The organism is Flavivirga spongiicola (assembly GCF_030540825.1).
Taxonomy (GTDB): Bacteria; Bacteroidota; Bacteroidia; order Flavobacteriales; family Flavobacteriaceae; genus Flavivirga; species Flavivirga spongiicola.
This window is the reverse complement of the sequence record NZ_JAUOEO010000002.1, coordinates 687,501-704,042: the sequence shown is the minus strand read 5'-3', so window position 1 is coordinate 704,042 and position 16,542 is coordinate 687,501. Positions and strand designations below refer to the sequence as shown.

General features: G+C 31.6%; 16 protein-coding genes. 5 read left to right on the top strand and 11 right to left on the bottom strand.

The window, feature by feature from the left end:
• The first annotated feature begins 25 nt into the window (after positions 1 to 25).
• Complete coding sequence (locus Q4Q47_RS23065; protein WP_303309087.1) at positions 26 to 1,186, top strand: hypothetical protein; 1,161 nt, start codon at positions 26 to 28, stop codon at positions 1,184 to 1,186.
• The gene (locus Q4Q47_RS23060) at positions 1,173 to 1,766 is read left to right on the top strand and encodes an SCO family protein (RefSeq protein WP_303309086.1); all 594 of its coding nucleotides are present in this window, start codon (positions 1,173 to 1,175) and stop codon (positions 1,764 to 1,766) included. The genes Q4Q47_RS23065 and Q4Q47_RS23060 overlap by 14 nt, the downstream gene beginning before the upstream one ends.
• Positions 1,767 to 1,792: 26 nt before the next feature.
• Here the strand turns inward: Q4Q47_RS23060 and Q4Q47_RS23055 are convergent, their stop codons facing one another.
• Genes Q4Q47_RS23055 through Q4Q47_RS23035 form a run of 5 tightly spaced genes read right to left on the bottom strand, consistent with a single transcriptional unit; the run spans position 1,793 to position 8,127 of the window.
• Positions 1,793 to 2,917, bottom strand: coding sequence for an acyltransferase family protein (locus tag Q4Q47_RS23055; protein WP_303309085.1), 1,125 nt, complete (start codon positions 2,915 to 2,917; stop codon positions 1,793 to 1,795).
• 25 nt (positions 2,918 to 2,942) lie between these two features.
• Positions 2,943 to 3,896 carry an AAA family ATPase gene (locus Q4Q47_RS23050; protein ID WP_303309084.1) on the bottom strand — a complete coding sequence of 318 codons (954 nt, stop codon included), beginning with the start codon at positions 3,894 to 3,896 and terminating at the stop codon, positions 2,943 to 2,945.
• A 4-nt stretch (positions 3,897 to 3,900) separates the two neighbouring features.
• Entirely contained in the window at positions 3,901 to 5,352 is a 1,452-nt protein-coding gene (locus Q4Q47_RS23045; protein WP_303309083.1) for a peptidylprolyl isomerase, read from the bottom strand.
• The gene (locus tag Q4Q47_RS23040; RefSeq protein ID WP_303309082.1) at positions 5,315 to 6,139 is read right to left on the bottom strand and encodes a peptidyl-prolyl cis-trans isomerase; all 825 of its coding nucleotides are present in this window, start codon (positions 6,137 to 6,139) and stop codon (positions 5,315 to 5,317) included. The genes Q4Q47_RS23045 and Q4Q47_RS23040 overlap by 38 nt, the downstream gene beginning before the upstream one ends.
• A gap of 35 nt (positions 6,140 to 6,174) precedes the next feature.
• The gene (locus Q4Q47_RS23035; RefSeq protein ID WP_303309081.1) at positions 6,175 to 8,127 is read right to left on the bottom strand and encodes a peptidylprolyl isomerase; all 1,953 of its coding nucleotides are present in this window, start codon (positions 8,125 to 8,127) and stop codon (positions 6,175 to 6,177) included.
• Between the two features lie 139 nt (positions 8,128 to 8,266).
• Between Q4Q47_RS23035 and Q4Q47_RS23900 the strand changes: the two genes are divergently transcribed.
• Complete coding sequence (locus tag Q4Q47_RS23900; RefSeq protein WP_303309183.1) at positions 8,267 to 8,503, top strand: hypothetical protein; 237 nt, start codon at positions 8,267 to 8,269, stop codon at positions 8,501 to 8,503.
• Between the two features lie 205 nt (positions 8,504 to 8,708).
• Complete coding sequence (locus Q4Q47_RS23025; RefSeq protein WP_303309080.1) at positions 8,709 to 9,602, top strand: hypothetical protein; 894 nt, start codon at positions 8,709 to 8,711, stop codon at positions 9,600 to 9,602.
• Positions 9,603 to 9,726: 124 nt separating this feature from the next.
• On the opposite strand, the gene guaB is transcribed toward Q4Q47_RS23025, so the two are convergent.
• From guaB to Q4Q47_RS22995, 6 genes are all read right to left on the bottom strand, one after another.
• The gene (gene guaB, locus Q4Q47_RS23020) at positions 9,727 to 11,199 is read right to left on the bottom strand and encodes an IMP dehydrogenase (RefSeq protein ID WP_303309079.1); all 1,473 of its coding nucleotides are present in this window, start codon (positions 11,197 to 11,199) and stop codon (positions 9,727 to 9,729) included.
• 59 nt (positions 11,200 to 11,258) lie between these two features.
• Positions 11,259 to 11,966, bottom strand: a complete 708-nt coding sequence (locus Q4Q47_RS23015) for an Insecticidal toxin complex protein (protein ID WP_303309078.1) — start codon at positions 11,964 to 11,966, stop codon at positions 11,259 to 11,261.
• 22 nt (positions 11,967 to 11,988) lie between these two features.
• The gene (locus Q4Q47_RS23010) at positions 11,989 to 12,489 is read right to left on the bottom strand and encodes a hypothetical protein (protein ID WP_303309077.1); all 501 of its coding nucleotides are present in this window, start codon (positions 12,487 to 12,489) and stop codon (positions 11,989 to 11,991) included.
• A complete protein-coding gene (locus Q4Q47_RS23005; RefSeq protein WP_303309076.1) occupies positions 12,490 to 13,017 on the bottom strand; it encodes an FMN-binding protein in 528 nt (175 codons plus the stop codon).
• Between the two features lie 194 nt (positions 13,018 to 13,211).
• Entirely contained in the window at positions 13,212 to 14,393 is a 1,182-nt protein-coding gene (locus Q4Q47_RS23000; RefSeq protein WP_303309075.1) for a hypothetical protein, read from the bottom strand.
• A gap of 170 nt (positions 14,394 to 14,563) precedes the next feature.
• The gene (locus tag Q4Q47_RS22995; protein WP_303309074.1) at positions 14,564 to 15,427 is read right to left on the bottom strand and encodes a hydroxymethylglutaryl-CoA lyase; all 864 of its coding nucleotides are present in this window, start codon (positions 15,425 to 15,427) and stop codon (positions 14,564 to 14,566) included.
• 136 nt (positions 15,428 to 15,563) lie between these two features.
• Between Q4Q47_RS22995 and Q4Q47_RS22990 the strand changes: the two genes are divergently transcribed.
• Positions 15,564 to 16,520 carry a T9SS type A sorting domain-containing protein gene (locus tag Q4Q47_RS22990; RefSeq protein ID WP_303309073.1) on the top strand — a complete coding sequence of 319 codons (957 nt, stop codon included), beginning with the start codon at positions 15,564 to 15,566 and terminating at the stop codon, positions 16,518 to 16,520.
• The last annotated feature ends 22 nt before the right edge of the window (positions 16,521 to 16,542 follow it).

Below are 16,542 nucleotides of genomic sequence, written 5' to 3'. Positions count from 1 at the left end.
TTATTCTAATAATGAAATGGTTTAAATGAAATCTAAAGTAACAAAATATTTTGTTTTTCTAATTTTATTGGTAATTACAATTGCCGGTCTCTATTATCTAAATCTTTCTAATAGACATAAAGCTATTGTAAAAACATACCTGTCTCACAAACTTGGATTCGTTGACAATACATGGAATATAACTTCAAAAGATCATTCTATTTCACTAATTACTCCAACGATGGTAATTGATAATATATATAAATCTATGGAAGGGCCCCAAGTAATAAAACCATTTCAATTAAATTCTAAAAAATCAGACTTACTTTGGATAACTTCTTTTGAAACTAAAGCCATAAATAACAACGAAGATAGCGACATTTCAAATGACTTTATATGTCACACAAATATTGATTTTTATGATAGTGAACACTATGGGAGGTGGGGATTAAATCATAGAATTGGCTCACAATATCCACGTTTAACAACAATGACTAGTGGTATTGAAAATTATCGACTTCCTAAAGGTTTTGGCTTTCCTGTTTTTAGTAACGAAAATTTATTTTTAACCACTCAAACTCTAAATCATAATATTGTTGGAGATGCATTTTCTGTTAAACATGAAATAAATATTGGCTATGAGAAGCACAACGAAAATATGAAACCAATTATGACAAAACCAGTTATGATTGTTTTACCATACGATTCCGAAAACCCTTATGATGGTCCAACTACAAAAAACCCAAATATGTGTTTACCTATTGAGACTAAAAATCATAGTTATACTTATAAAGATGGTATTTCTTATTCTGGACACTGGGTTATTTTTCCAGGTGAGGCTATTTATAAAACAGATATTACTGAACAGTTACAATTATCAGAAAACACCACTTTACACCTTATTGCTACTCATTTACATCCTTTTTCTGAAACTCTATCTTTTAGAGACAAAACTATTGACTCTACATTATTTGTTAGTAAAGCGAAAAATTATATAAATAAAATAGGCCTCGAGGAGGTTACCTATTTTTCTGGTGAAAAAGGCATTGAACTTTATTCCGATCACAAATACGAGTTAGTTTTAAAAACGAATAATACCTCAAATATTAATCAAGACATGATGGCCAGTATGTTTATGTTTTTATATGACAAGGAGATGGATGAAAAATTAAAAAGATACAATCAAAAGCCAGATGAAACTTCTTAGGGTTCTTATTTTATTGCTCATTTTGAGTTGTCAAAACAATTCAGAAAAGCTTCCTGTTTTAAGTTATAAGATTGATGACTCAGGAAATAAAACACATTATTCAATTAAATACGAAGGATTTACGAATCAACTGAATGAAACTTTTGGCACTAAAAATATCGAGAATAAAGTCTTCATTTCAAATTTCTTCTTTACGCGCTGTCCAAGTATTTGTCCACCAATGAGGGATGAATTAATAGACATTGCTAAAGCCTTTAAAAATAACCATCATTTTATGATCGTTTCGCATACAATCGATCCAAAAAATGATAGCATCTCCGTTTTAAAATCTTACTCAGAATCAACGGAAATTCCTAATGATACATGGCAGTTTTTATATGCTAATACTGATAAAACCAGAGATCAGGCTAATCAATTTATAACTGATTTTAAGCCTAAAAAAGATGGCCTTGATTTTTATCACAGCAGTTATGTTTCCTTGGTTGATAAAAAACAATCCATAAGAGGGTTTTATAATATATTGGTTGACGAAGAAGTTAATCGATTAAAAAGAGACATTTCTTTTCTTCTATCGGAATAAATCATAGCTCTTATAAATCTCCTTATTCATTTAAAAAAACTTGAATCTCTTAAATTAGTCATTGGTCTTTCAAAATATTTAAATAATAAATATGATAATCCAAATGATAAAAACCAATACAGTAAGAGAATTAAAAATTTGATCACCAATGGTGTCCCCTCTACACTAATAAAGTTTTGAATTGTAAGCAGCACTATAGAATAGTTAATAAGGTATAAAGCATAGGACAGGACACTTATCTTAGTGATTGTATTCTTAAAAGGCCCACCTGTTTTCCAGCTACTAAAAAAAGGAAAAAACAACAATAGACTTATTGATAATAATGGTAAGTAAAAAACATTAAAAAACAATTGGGAATTTTCCGGTTGCATATTAAATAAGAAAACACAGCTATGCAATCCAATAAATAACAATATCCCTAGTACTAAAAACCATTTTTTATAGTTATTCCAAGCTGAATGAAATACTTGCGCTAAAAATGCAGCAAGGAAACCATAATAAATGCTATCTATTCTATAAATAACTACTTTCCTTATGTGCTTACTCCAATCGTGATGTGAAATGATATCATGATTCGTATGATAATTTATGCGTAAAAAAGTTATTATAATTATGATGACCAGCGACATTACTATGTATAAAGTCTTTTTAGAACAATTTTTAAAAAAGGTCATTAAAATAAGTAGGGCTAAAGGGCCAACTATGTAGGCATACTCCTCAATGGACAAACTCCACGCTTCTGTAAAAAAGCCCGGGTGTGGGCTTGAAAAATTCTGTAAAAAAGCAAAAAAATAAAAAATATTTTCGATGATTTTTTCATGTAAAAAATAAAAGAGCAGAATATTTAAAATAAGAATTAAGAAGTAATTTGGTAAAGTTCTAAACCACCTTCGTACCCAGAAATACAGAAAGTCTTTAACCGTTACTTTTCCTTCATTGATCTGTTTTAGCAAGATCCCTCCAATTAAGTAACCACTTAAAACAAAGAAAAGGTCTACTCCAACTGTTCCGAAAAACTGAGTGACAGTTAGGTATACATTATTTTGATTTGGAAAAAGTAACAGTGTAGAATGTGAGCATAAAACCAATAAAATAGCTAATGCTCTAATAATATCTAATCCAAAAATTCTATGCTTACTATTTATATACATCGATATGACCTCAATGTACAAAAATTTAAAACAGACTCTTAATGATTTCTTCTTCTGAAATACCTTCGGCCTCTGCTTTGTAGTTTTTGATGATTCTATGCCTTAAAATACTATTCGCTACAGCCTGAACATTTTCAATATCCGGGGAGAATTTACCATTAACAGCTGCATGTGTTTTCGCTGCCAAAATTAAATTCTGAGAGGCTCTTGGTCCTGCTCCCCAATCTATATATGTTTTAACCAAATCTGCTGCCACATTTCCGTTAGGTCTTGTTTTGCTTACCATGGAAACTGCATATTCAATAACATTATCTGCTACTGGAATACGACGAATAAGGTGTTGGAAATCGATTATTTGCTGCGCCGAAAACAAAGCATTAACTTTAGCCTGAGTATCGGAAGTAGTGGCTTTAACGACTTCTACTTCTTCTTTAAAAGAAGGGTAATCTAAATTGATTGCAAACATAAAACGGTCTAATTGCGCTTCAGGTAATGGGTAAGTTCCTTCTTGCTCAATAGGATTTTGGGTTGCTAAAACAAAATATGGTAAACTTAATTTATAATGGTGTCCAGCAACAGTAACTGCTCTTTCTTGCATAGCCTCTAAAAGAGCCGCTTGTGTTTTTGGTGGGGTTCTATTAATTTCGTCGGCTAAAATAATATTTGAAAAAATAGGTCCTTTTATAAATTTGAAATGACGATCTTCATCCAAAATCTCACTCCCTAATATATCGCTTGGCATTAAATCCGGAGTGAATTGAATACGCTTAAAGTCTAACCCTAATGCTTGTGCAATAGTATTTACCATGAGGGTCTTTGCTAATCCAGGAACACCTATAAGTAATGAATGTCCTCCTGAAAATATAGAGATTAAAATTTGATTTACAACATCATCTTGCCCAATAATTACCTTCGCAATTTCAGTTTTTAAATCTTTATATTGTTTTACAAATTGTTCGATAGCAACTACATCAGACATATATTTACTTTTTTAACCAATTACCTGAAAATTCACAACCTCTATGTGATCCGCTAATTTTTATATATGTATCTAATATTTTTTCTTCTTGCCATTTTTCAATAGCCTTAATTTTTTTCTCGGTAAGTGCTAATTCTTTAATTTTTAAATAATCTCTTGCATAGCTGGCTTCATGCTCATCTATTCTGTCTGTAACCCTCATAATCTTAAATGAAAGATTCCCCTTGCGATCTTGTTCTGTTAAAACCTGACTCACTTCATTATCTTTTAAATTCTGGATCTGTGCATATTGTTCAGGACCCATTTTTGTCAAATCAAAATTGTAATCTTGAGTTCTTGGATTAATAAGTTGACCACCATCGCCACGCGTTTCTTTTTCATCACTCGATTCTCTTGCAGCATCCGCAAATGTAATATCTCCATCAACAATACGCTTCCTTACATTTTCTAAACGTTCTTTAGCTTCTTTTACGGCTTCACTTGAAACTTTTGGGAATAACAAAACGTGACTTACGTCATATTCCTGGCCTCTGATTTTTTCACAATATACTATGTGATAACCATATTCTGTCTCAAAAGGATCCGACACGTCCCCTTCTTGAAGTGAGAAAGCTACTTGCCTAAACTCTTTTACCATCTTAGGCTTCTTTCTGTTCAATGTATAAATATATCCTGACTGCTTCATGCCTGGATCTTGACCATAAAGAACGACTTTTGAACGAAAGCTAGCACCATTTTCAACAACGTCTACTTTGAATTGTTTTAGACGATCTATCACTTTTTGTTTTTCTTCTTCAGATATTTTTGGCTTAGCAACAATTTGGGCTACTTTAAGTTCGGTACCAAAAACAGGCCGTTCATCTTCTGGTATTTTATCAAAAAATATGCGAACTTCTTCTGGAGTTATTTCAACTTCTTCAACAATCTTAGCTTGCATCTTGCCAGAAAGTTTATTTCCTTTAATAATTTCAAATATATAATCCCTTAAGCCTTTTTCATCTTCTTGCTTATAAAATTTAACAAGCTCATCTATATCTGGTTTTTGCTGTAAAAATTGCTGAATCGTATATTCAACTTCCTGCCTAACTTCTGCATCGGATACTTGAATACTATCTTGAATGGCATGGTGTGCATATAATTTATTTTCCAGTAATTTTCCTAATAATTGACAATCTGTAACGCCTTCTACCGAGCCTCCAGACGCTATTATTTGCTCTCTTTCTCTTGGCACATCAGAATCTAAAATAATATAATCACCTACAACGGCGGCAACTCCATCCACTTTTTTAGCATTCTGCGTAAGCGTTGAATCTACTTTCTTAACGACTTCTTTTTTTGCTTCTTCTTCAATAATTTCCTGTGCAGACATAACATTTACTATTAGTAAGGCTATGCATAAAACTGATATATGTTTCAAATTAATCGTAAATTTCAAATTGTTTATTTTTAATGGCATCTTTTGTTATGTCTTTTTCTAATTCTCTAATAAGCTCAAGTTTTCTATTATTAATAACTATTTGATCTATGGTAGGTTTAACATACTCAAGGGGAGCATTATCATTTCTCAATAAAACATCATTAATTTGCATCAAATATACTCCTAATGAATCTTTGAGTTGTACAAAATTAGATTTTTTTAACAGTTGATTTTTATTTTCGGGGGTAACTACCGGAATTTTATCAACTATCTGAGTTAATTTTATCCATATAGAATCGTTTAATGAATAGGATTTAAACTGTATAGATATAGAGTCCAATTCTTTTTTATCTTCATCATTATAACGTTTAAACTTTTCTTTAATATTTTTAAAATCAATAATATTTTCATCTACATGTATATAACGAAATTTAAGAAGCTCTTCATTTAGTTTAAAAACTTCTTTATTACCATCATAATAATCTTGAGCTTCTTCTTTATTAACTGTGGTATCGATACTTCTTTTAACTAAAGCTTCTATATATGCTTTGGTATATAAATCGTTTTTATACTGAACCACTAATTTATTAAACGCTTCTTGCTTTTCTTCACTTAGATTAAGCATAGCTCCATCTACAAATAACTGTTGCGTTGCCCAACGATTAATAAAACTCTGTATTACCAAAGTACTATCTTCTTTTGATGTTCCCTCAGATACTAAATATTTGATATCATCGTAATACAAATAGGTTTCATTTACTCTAGCAACCGGAATTTGCTCATCTGCTTTTTTAAAAAAATCACATGACAATACCGTTAATAACATAAAAAATATGATGATTTTGTCCCCCACCTACTTATTTACTTTTTAATTTGATTCTTTATCTTGTTTAAAGCTTCTTGATTGATCTTAATTTTATACTTATTACCTAAATCTTTTAACCAATTTTCTTCTTTAAAGGTCTGGTAGTCACTTATAACAATTCCTTTAGCCTCTTCAAGAGTTTGATTCGTTTTTTGTAATACGTCTTTAACTTGAACAATCACGAAAGCTCCATTATGATTATAAATCTTTGAAATGCCTTTTTTAAATTGAAAAGATTTAGGAAGTGCCTGATGTTCTGCATCCATGATACCAGAAGTAAACATCACTTCTACTTTATCCTTACTGTTTACAAGTCTTTTTATTTGGTCTAATGCCATGCCTTGGTCTAACAATTTGGCTACTTTTTTTAATATTTTTTGTTTTGATGAAGAAGCTACTATAGCATCAATACGCTGGGGTAATATATATTTACTTTTATGTACCTTGTAAAAATCCTGAATACCAATAGAATCTGTTTTAGCTGCATTCCAAATGGTCTTTTCCATTAAATCAAATAATAATAAACCATCTCTATATTCATTAATAATATGAGCGAACTCTTCATTTTCAGTTTCTAAATTATCCTCTTGATACTTAATTAAATGATAGTTTAAAAAATCGTCATATCTACTTAAAACAATTAATCTAATTGAAGTCCTTTGCACACCTATTCGCTGTGTTTTTAATAAATAGTGACCAAAATCTTTATACAAAAACTGTTTTTTACCAATTTTAACTAATGGTTTATTCTCGCTAAAATCACCTGGTAACTTCCATACTCTTTTATAATAGTCATCATTAAGTATAGACTCAAAATAATCTAATGCCGGTTGTCCTTTTTTAATATTATACTTTGTTTTTAATGATGCATATAAAGCTTCGTCTATTAATTTAGAACGATCATCCCGTTTTACTTTCTCTTCTAATTCAGGTCTGATAGCTTTAAATTCTGGTATTGGCTTTTTTGCTATTAATTTAGCAATATGCCATCCATATTTAGTTTTAAAAGGTTCTGATACATCATTAACCTTTTTTAAACCAAAAGCAACATCCTCAAATTCTTGCGACCCCAATTGTCCGCTTGAAAAAGGTTTTAGTACGCCGCCTTTCGAAGCAGAGCTTTTATCATCAGAGAATTGTTTTGCTAAAACATCAAAGTCTTCACCTTGATTAATTTTTTTATAAATATCCTGAATTCTAACTTCTGGTTTTTCAGCTAAAGCCCCTACCTTTTTTTCAGCAACCATAATATGTGCTACGGTGCGTTCTCCTCTAGATTTACGCTTATCTAGAACATGAACTATGTGGTACCCAAAACGGGTTCTGAAAGGTTTTGATATCTCTCCAACATTAGTATTAAAAGCGGCAGTCTCAAACTTATATACCATTCTAAAACCAGAAAAGTAACCTAATGATTCTCCAAAAACAGTTTGTCCATTATGCACTTCTTTTCTAACAACTTCAAACCCTTCATTTAAAGTTCTATTTCGAAGCTTCAAAATATTATTGTAAGCTATAAGTGTATCTTTTGCACTTGCATTTGCATCCACTTTCACTAAAATATGCGCTGCTTTTACATCATAAGAAATACGTTCATAGGCTTCCTCTACCATGGCATCAGTAACCTTAGCATCGGTCATAAAGCTTTTTGTTAATTGCTTCTTATAACTAGCTAATTCTCTTTTATATGATGGCTTTTCATGAAACCCTAAAGCTCTAGCTTCTTTTAATTTTAATTTGTAATTAGTAAAAAGTGTTAAATATTCATCAACATCTTTTTGAGATTCGTCTTGAACTAAGTCCAGGTTTTTGTTATACACTCTTAAAAATTCCGATGTATAAACAGGGTTATCATCAACGAAAAAAAGAACACCTTCTTGGGCAGATTGTGCTTTAACATTTAATATTAATGTGATTAATAAAAAAGTAACTAAATATCTTAATGGCATGAGAGTGAAAAATTATTCAATGGTTTACAAAAATAGTAATATAAACCTATATTACAAGTTGTTTTATAAACGATTAAAAAAGGCTATTATTACGCTTTTTAGATTATATTTGGATTGCAATATTATTACTTTTCTTTTTATGCGCAAATTAAAACTTATTTGGGATTTTCGCGGACCAGATGCTACTAAAATAGCACAACATCATGAAATTCACTTAAAAGAATACATCCAATTAGAAAATCTAAATATTTCTATCACTGGCATTGAAAATTTAAATGATACACATGTTATAGCCTTTTTAGTTGTTGAAGAAGATAAAATGAAACCTGTAAGAGATGCTTTAAAACCACATCGCGGACAAGTCTACAACGGCTAAAATCACCTATAATGCGCTTTTTACACTTATTAATTATAAAAAATTAGCCACTATTTAAAAAGAACATACTACCTCTTCACAATATTTTTTCTACTAGTAATAAAAATCCTTATTTTAGTTTATCAAAAATAACTTGCCATCCAAATTTATTCAAGGTCTAAAACAAGACTGTATCGGGAAGCATAGTTAGGCACAATTGAAGGTAATGAAGAAAAAAATTAGACGAATAATATTTATTATAGCATTTGTTACTTCTTTTCAAGTTTTTGCACATCCTGGAGGTAATATGATAGTCGTAGGCAAATATGTTCTTTGGTCGTATGTTAGCCCTATTAATGATACAGATCATCATGCATGTGTAATGATTTGGGATCCAAATTCAGATCCTGAAATACTTTTGAAATCTGAATTTCCTGCGAGTGATTATATGTTTTCTAGCAATGGGGACCATATTTACATAATTGAACAAAGATATCTAGAGAAGACCGATAAATTTGAAATAAGAATTCTTAAAACTCAAATTGGTGAAAAACTGTCTGAAATTTGGGGTTGGTTCGAAGATAAATGGCGAATTGGAGATGGCGGTTTTTTCATGAACTCTGATCAAGAAATTATTTTTGGAAGATACCCGAATATCTATAGTTTGAAAAAAGGTCAAAACTCAAAAAAGTATTTTAAGTTTGACGTTCCAATCAAAAGAATAAGAGCTATTAACAACAATCAAATTCTTCTTCTAGGTGATAGTTCTTGTTGGTTAACTGATCAAACAGGAAAAATAATTAAAGAATGGACACATTTAATAGACTTACAAATTAGTGATGCTCCAATTAATAGAAATCAAATATTTGATGCCGACTTTAAAAATGGAGAATTATTATTAGCATATTGGGGGAAACGGTCTTTTGACATCTTGAATAATGATGGAACTCGAAAAACCATAATACAACTTAAAAAACCGTTTGTTCCTCATTGGGTAGCCTACTACGGTAATGAAAAACTGTTATTCTCTTCAAAATTAGTTTTTAATGGAGCAATGCCTAAACCAAATTTAATATTATACAAATCGGATAACGAAAACATTAATATTTGGAAAAATTAAAAACGATGCCTTGCCCAATTACAACTTTAGTTGAAACACTATACAACACAACACAGCATTAAAACCCGTTTGATTACGCTCTTATTGTAATTTCTCTTTTTATATAATAACAAAAAAAACTACTTTATCTGGAATAATTAGGTGATTCTTTAGTAATAGTTACATCGTGAGGATGGCTTTCATTAATACCACTTGCCGTGATTTTTACAAACTTCCCATTTTCTTTTAATGCCTCTATATCCTTAGCTCCACAATATCCCATACCAGCTCGTAAACCACCTATAAATTGATGAATACTTTCGTATAAATCTCCTTTATAAGGCACTCTACCAACGATACCTTCTGGTACTAGTTTTTTAATATCGTCTTCGACATCTTGAAAATAACGATCTTTACTACCTTGTTTCATGGCTTCCACAGACCCCATACCACGGTAAGATTTAAATTTTCTTCCTTCGTAAATAATAGTTTCCCCAGGAGATTCTTTAGTCCCTGCTAATAGCGACCCTAACATGACCGTATCTGCCCCAGCTGCGATCGCTTTTGGAATATCTCCTGTATAGCGAATACCACCGTCTGCAATTACTGGCACACCGGTACCTTTTAAAGCAGCAGCAACTTCTAAAACCGCAGAAAATTGTGGAAATCCTACACCTGCAACAACACGTGTTGTACAAATTGATCCTGGTCCAATACCAACTTTTACGGCATCTGCTCCTGCATCAACTAAATATTTTGCAGCTGCACCTGTCGCAATATTACCAACTATAACTTCTAAACTCGGAAACTTAGATTTTATTTCTTTTAATACACCAACCACACCTTTAGTATGGCCATGTGCTGTATCAATGACAACAGCATCAACACCAGCATTTACTAAAGCTTCAGCCCTATCAACAGCATCACCAGTAACACCTATAGCAGCAGCAACACGTAAACGCCCATACTGATCTTTATTAGCTATTGGTTTCTGACTAAGCTTCGTGATATCTCTAAACGTAATTAACCCAGATAATTTATAAGAATCATCAACAATAAGTAATTTTTCAATTTTATGCTTCTGAAGGATTTTTTCAGCATCTTTTAAAGAAGTACCTACAGAAGAAGTCACCAAGTTTTCACCAGTCATCACTTCAACAATGGGTCTTGAATTGTCATGCTCGAAACGCAAATCACGGTTCGTTACAATGCCTTTTAATACACCTTCATCATCAACAATGGGAATTCCTCCAATACCATGCTCTGCCATATTCTGTTTGGCATCTTTAACATTGGCTGTAAGAGACAAAGTAACAGGATCTATAATCATACCACTCTCAGCACGTTTTACTTTTCTAACTTTTAAAGCTTGCGCTTCAATAGTCATGTTTTTATGCAAAACGCCAATACCTCCTTCTTGCGCCATGGCTATAGCCATTTTACTCTCGGTAACTGTATCCATTGCTGCCGAAATAACAGGTACATTAATAGTAATGTTACGAGTAAATTTTGTTTGAATATTAACTTCACGTGGAAGAACTTCTGAAAAAGCTGGAACTAAAAGGACGTCATCGTAGGTTAATCCTTCTCCTACTATTTTATTTTGATGTGCAGTCATGATGCAATTACGTTATAATTGCGTGCAAATATACAACTAAAATCTAAGATAGTATGATATTATTTGTATCTGTTTTCACAATATGGCTTAAGTACTTCAATAGCATAATTATAGCGTGTCACAGCTTTTGAAAGCTCCCCTTTAAACCTGACAGCCTTTGGTACTAATAGCCCGTATAAAAACTTTCCTTTTGCAATACGCTCTAAGGTTTTTAAATTCCTAGCATCTATGGTTTTATAGATATTGTCTATCCATTCGTATTGCTCCTTTTTTAAAATAGTTTTATCCCATTCCAAAGCCTTTTCTGTTTTTAATATTGATTGGGAATTATAAAGTCTTTGTAATTCAATAAACACATTATTAAAAACGGTTTCACTTCCTTTCTTTGCATAGGTTTTTATATCCTTTTTTGAAAAGATTGAATAAGGAAACACTTCCATAAGATGCATTTTTTTTGAAATAAAATAGGCCATTTTCACCCAAACAACCTCATGTTTCTTTTTTTTCAATTCATTAAAAAGCCATTTGTAAAAATCGCGTCGCTGAGAAATGCTTTTGTATTCTTGTGATGAATTATTTTTAAGATTAAACAGATTAGCTTCTTGCCATACCAAGGTATTTCTAGTTCTATCTTGTTTTAACCAATCGGAAGGTAATAGCGTATCTTTTTGAGTCTCTTTTTTATAAACCCTAAGACTTTTCCATTCTTTAGCTGATAAAGTAGTATAGTTAAAAATGAGTATGAAGAAAAATATAATCCATCGCATAAGGATCTAAAAATACGAGAAATTATGTTGATAGTTCCTTTTTGGGAAGCAACTGCTTTAAAATAACAAGCACAGAAACTGTAAAAGTAAGTGTCATTAAAATTCCTGAAAGCATAACAATATATTTCATCCAAAGGATACCGGTCCAAAGCATGTACAAGCCTCCAAACGTAAGTACAACTGATATGAATGGCTCTACGATTAAAAATAATTTCAGCTTTTTATTAAGCTTAGTTATAGAAATTATCAAACCAACTAAAAAGAAAATAATTGACATAGATAAAATATGGTTATGAACTAATGTGAGCATTTCTTGATCGCTTTTTTTAAAACGCATCACCTCAGCATTTTCATCATCCTCATTTCCCAGATATTGTTCTTCTATTCCATTTGGATGAGCAGAAGAAGTTTCTCCAACAAATAGCAAGCCTGTATAAAAACCAATGCTTAATACAATTATAAATGCACCTATTAACAGTTTAATTTCTTTAGGAAGTGTAAATATTAATCCATTTAACTGCATTTACAGAATGTTTTTTGAATGAAGTATTTTTAATGATTCTAATAAGTTATTCATAGCATTTGTCATAGATCGAACTGAAATAGTTGCTCCAGAAATAGCCATTATATTATCGCCGTACCTTAACGTATCACCACCCTTTTTTCCAATAAATTGTTTTAGCCAACGTTTACTTCCTATTTCTCCACCATATTCTTCTCTATATATTAATACCTTAGATTTTAAAACAATTAAGTCTTTATCAAGTAATACTAGATAATCAAATTGTGCTGTTTTACTTGAGGCTTGGGAGAGGTAAGCATAGCCCAAAAAGGTATTATTAGCCTCTATTTTAAATAGATTGTCTTCTTCAAATTTAGAAGGTAAGTTTTTTGATATATCTGAAGAAATAGCAACACCTGTGAATTTGAACGTTTCGACACTAAAAGTGTTTTTAATTTCTTTATCTACTTTTTTCTGAATATTCTTTGGCAAACCAAAAGACATTAACAATAGCAATACAGATAATAATGAAATGTATTTAAAATTCATGCTGCAAAAGTATTATTTTTTTTAGTGTTACTTACAACTTAAATGCCAAATAGCTAATTTAGAAATGTTTATTTCTAAATTAGCTATGAGCATTTGAATATCTCATTAGTGTTTATAGCGATTCTTTATATTTTTTTAAGACTTGGGGCGGGGCAAAAATTCCACCACTATTAAGCACTGTTATTCAAACTAATTTAGAACCAAACACCGATTCCGAAATTAAGTCTATTAGCTACCTCAGAACCAGATTGTTCATTATCTCTAAACTGATAATCTCCTTTTAAAACAACTCCTGGGGCAATATGGTAACTTAAACCTGTTGTAATATCACTTCTGTTATAAGAATCGTTTTTTACTAAAGCTCCCGCTGTATCTGCATGTGTGTCATATTGCTCATATCTTGCAAAAGCAAATAAACGTTGTGCTTTATTTTGTGGCAATAGATTGTAAGCAGTCTCTACATACCAACCTTGTAATGAGCTTCCCAAACCTTGGTTTGGATCCGTTGCTAAATCATAATATAAGTCATTGTAATCTTCAGTATCACTAAGACTTGCGTGAATAAATTGTCCACGTGCTGTAAATCTTTTATAAGCATAACGTGCATCTACACCAATCATAGAAATTCCTATATCAGACCCGTCTACCATATCTACATCATCTTCAGCCTGTGTACGACCAAAATAACCTGATAATCCTAATCGCAACCCGGGAAGTCCATAATAATCTAATTTAACAGACAGATTAGGAGAGTTTATAGTTGACTTTATTCCTTTTTGTCTTCCGTTTCTCAATCCACTGCTTCCACCTAGTCTTTTTGTTCCATTAACGGATTGAAATCCATTAAAAACATAAGCTTGGTACCCTAAAGAGATTTCATTAAATCTACCTGTAACACCAACACCTATCTCACGCCAAGTAGTTGGTACAATAGCATTATCTACTGATGGTCTCTCTACACCATTAAATGTCGTTGGTTCATGAAACTCGTTTACAATCCCCATTGGCACTAACATTAAACCACCACGTAAGCTCACGTTAGGTGCAACAGCATAGTTTACAAAAGCTTGTTCTATAAATACTTCTTCAACATGCTCGAATTCTACTTCTGTTACAAATTGAGTTTTATCATTAAACTTATATCCAAAAAGTAAAACTAAACGTTGTACATCTAATTCTCCATTATCGGCTTCTGGCTGGTTATATGTTAACTCTCCATAAGCACCTACAGTAACAGCTTCTCCATAATTACCTGACAATATACGTTGCGCAGCATTTAATTGCTTTTGAGGGTTAAATGTAATAGAATCTTGAGCGGTTTGCGCATAAGCAATTGATGCTATTAAAATTGTAAATAGTAAAGTTAATTTTTTCATTTTTGATTAAATTGTTATTCTTATTTAGACTTATTATAAATAATTGTCAGTTTGAAGTTGCAAATATAAAACTCATAATTACTTACACAAAGTTTATTTAGATTAAATTTAAATAAACTTTTAAACATCTATTTAAGAAACTAAAAATCAGTGTTTTAAAAATCGTAAAATCAATGATAAAAATTAAAAACCTTAGAAGCTTCGTTATAAGCGCTCTCAAAACTAAGCGCATTTAAACTATTATTTTTTTTTGAAGTAAAGTATGATAATAGTTTTTCGGTAGGCATATTACCTGTCAATTCATCTTTCGCCATTGGGCACCCACCAAACCCTTGAATGGCTCCATCAAAACGTTTGCACCCAGCTTTATAGGCTGCATCAACTTTTTCAAACCAAGTACTCGGTGTTGTATGCAAGTGTGCTCCAAATTCAATGTTAGGGTACTGAGGTATTAAATTTGAAAATAGATAATTTATACTTTCTGCATTAGAACTTCCAATAGTATCGCTCAATGATAAAATTTTCACTCCCATCTTTGAAAGTTTTTCAGTCCACTCCCCTACTATATTAACATTCCATGGGTCTCCATAAGGGTTTCCAAAGCCCATAGATATATAAACTACGACTTCCTTGTTCGATGTATTAGCAATATCTAATATTTTTGAAAGTGTTTCAACAGATTGCGCTATCGTTTTATGGGTATTACGCATTTGAAAGTTTTCTGATATTGAAAACGGATAACCTAAATAATCTATTTCCGGATACTTACTTGCGTCTTCCGCTCCTCTGGTATTTGCAATAATAGCCAGTAACTTACTGGTTGCTTTAGATAAATCAAGTTTTGATAATACCTCGGCTGTATCAACCATTTGAGGTATGGCCTTAGGGGATACAAAACTACCAAAATCAATGGTATCAAAACCTACACGAAGTAACGACTGAATATACTGTACTTTCTTTTCTGTAGGAATAAAATCTTTAATACCCTGCATGGCATCTCGTGGGCATTCAATAATCTTCACTTTGTTTTGCATTTAGTCAAAAAATAGAAGGATAAAAATACTATTAATTTAGTTAAGCTATTAACAATAAAATAAAGTTTTTTTTAATTGATCTGTAAGGTTTTATACAATTATGCGACATTATCTTTAACTTCTAAATAACCATACTATGAAAAAAATTACTTTTCTGTTTATTTTTGCGTTTCTTATTTCCTTGACCTCGTTTGGTCAAAGTACAGCAAATTATACTATAGTTTTTGAAAGTTTTTGGGAAACCACAGCTGGTGACTCAGCAAATGGTATTAGTACAATTCCTTTACCTGGCAACCCACATTGGTCTCCTTTAGCTATTGCTACGCATAAAACAGCTAATACAATTTTAATGATGGGAAGCCCTGCTTCAGCTGGAATAGAATCAATTGCGGAAACAGGTAGCACCAGCGCTTTTGAATCTGAGGTCACAGCAAATTCTGATGCTGATAAGTTTGATATTGGTAGCGGACTTGGTTCTGCTCAGGGTACAATAACCAAAAGTATTCAAATTAGCGAAGATCATCCTTTTGTAAGTTTGGCAACTATGATAGCTCCAAGCCCTGATTGGTTTATTGCTGTTAATAGTGAAAATTTAAGGTCAGGAAATGGAGCTGTTAATAATGGTTGGAAAGCAACTTATACGATAGATGTATTTCCTTATGATGCCGGAACAGAGGATGGCAGTGGATATTCTGGAGATAATCTGGACACAAACCCTTTAGGAGTTATAACAAGTTTAGAGAATCTTGCACCATTTGATGGCGTAAATAGTAATATGAGCCATAGAATAGGAACTGTCACATTCAACTATATTGAATCTACTCTTAGTACTGAAACAATTAATACAATTGAAAATATAAAAATATTTCCAAACCCAACCAAAGGCGATATCACAATTTCTAATATTCAAAATAGTGAATTAAACTCAATAGAGGTTTATAATGTACTAGGGAACTTAGTTAAACAAATAGAAATTAAAACAGGAATACCCCAATTAAGTGTTAATTTAACGAACTTAAACAAAGGTATTTATCTGTTAAATTTAAAAACTATTGATGGCGCAAGTAATTCAAAAAAGCTAGTAATCAACTAAAAGTTAAGCATATAATTGAAGG

What these genes read in the sequence shown, in the direction of transcription:
- Q4Q47_RS23045 (WP_303309083.1), bottom strand. Translation starts at nt 5,352, where the DNA reads ATGCCATTAAAAATAAACAATTTGAAATTTACGATTAATTTGAAACAT.
- Q4Q47_RS23035 (WP_303309081.1), bottom strand. Translation starts at nt 8,127, where the DNA reads ATGCCATTAAGATATTTAGTTACTTTTTTATTAATCACATTAATATTA.
- Q4Q47_RS23050 (WP_303309084.1), bottom strand. Translation starts at nt 3,896, where the DNA reads ATGTCTGATGTAGTTGCTATCGAACAATTTGTAAAACAATATAAAGAT.
- Q4Q47_RS23000 (WP_303309075.1), bottom strand. Translation starts at nt 14,393, where the DNA reads ATGAAAAAATTAACTTTACTATTTACAATTTTAATAGCATCAATTGCT.
- Q4Q47_RS22990 (WP_303309073.1), top strand. Translation starts at nt 15,564, where the DNA reads ATGAAAAAAATTACTTTTCTGTTTATTTTTGCGTTTCTTATTTCCTTG.
- Q4Q47_RS22995 (WP_303309074.1), bottom strand. Translation starts at nt 15,427, where the DNA reads ATGCAAAACAAAGTGAAGATTATTGAATGCCCACGAGATGCCATGCAG.
- Q4Q47_RS23900 (WP_303309183.1), top strand. Translation starts at nt 8,267, where the DNA reads ATGCGCAAATTAAAACTTATTTGGGATTTTCGCGGACCAGATGCTACT.
- Q4Q47_RS23060 (WP_303309086.1), top strand. Translation starts at nt 1,173, where the DNA reads ATGAAACTTCTTAGGGTTCTTATTTTATTGCTCATTTTGAGTTGTCAA.
- Q4Q47_RS23065 (WP_303309087.1), top strand. Translation starts at nt 26, where the DNA reads ATGAAATCTAAAGTAACAAAATATTTTGTTTTTCTAATTTTATTGGTA.
- Q4Q47_RS23005 (WP_303309076.1), bottom strand. Translation starts at nt 13,017, where the DNA reads ATGAATTTTAAATACATTTCATTATTATCTGTATTGCTATTGTTAATG.
- guaB (WP_303309079.1), bottom strand. Translation starts at nt 11,199, where the DNA reads ATGACTGCACATCAAAATAAAATAGTAGGAGAAGGATTAACCTACGAT.
- Q4Q47_RS23025 (WP_303309080.1), top strand. Translation starts at nt 8,709, where the DNA reads ATGAAGAAAAAAATTAGACGAATAATATTTATTATAGCATTTGTTACT.
- Q4Q47_RS23010 (WP_303309077.1), bottom strand. Translation starts at nt 12,489, where the DNA reads ATGCAGTTAAATGGATTAATATTTACACTTCCTAAAGAAATTAAACTG.
- Q4Q47_RS23040 (WP_303309082.1), bottom strand. Translation starts at nt 6,139, where the DNA reads ATGTTATTAACGGTATTGTCATGTGATTTTTTTAAAAAAGCAGATGAG.
- Q4Q47_RS23055 (WP_303309085.1), bottom strand. Translation starts at nt 2,917, where the DNA reads ATGTATATAAATAGTAAGCATAGAATTTTTGGATTAGATATTATTAGA.
- Q4Q47_RS23015 (WP_303309078.1), bottom strand. Translation starts at nt 11,966, where the DNA reads ATGCGATGGATTATATTTTTCTTCATACTCATTTTTAACTATACTACT.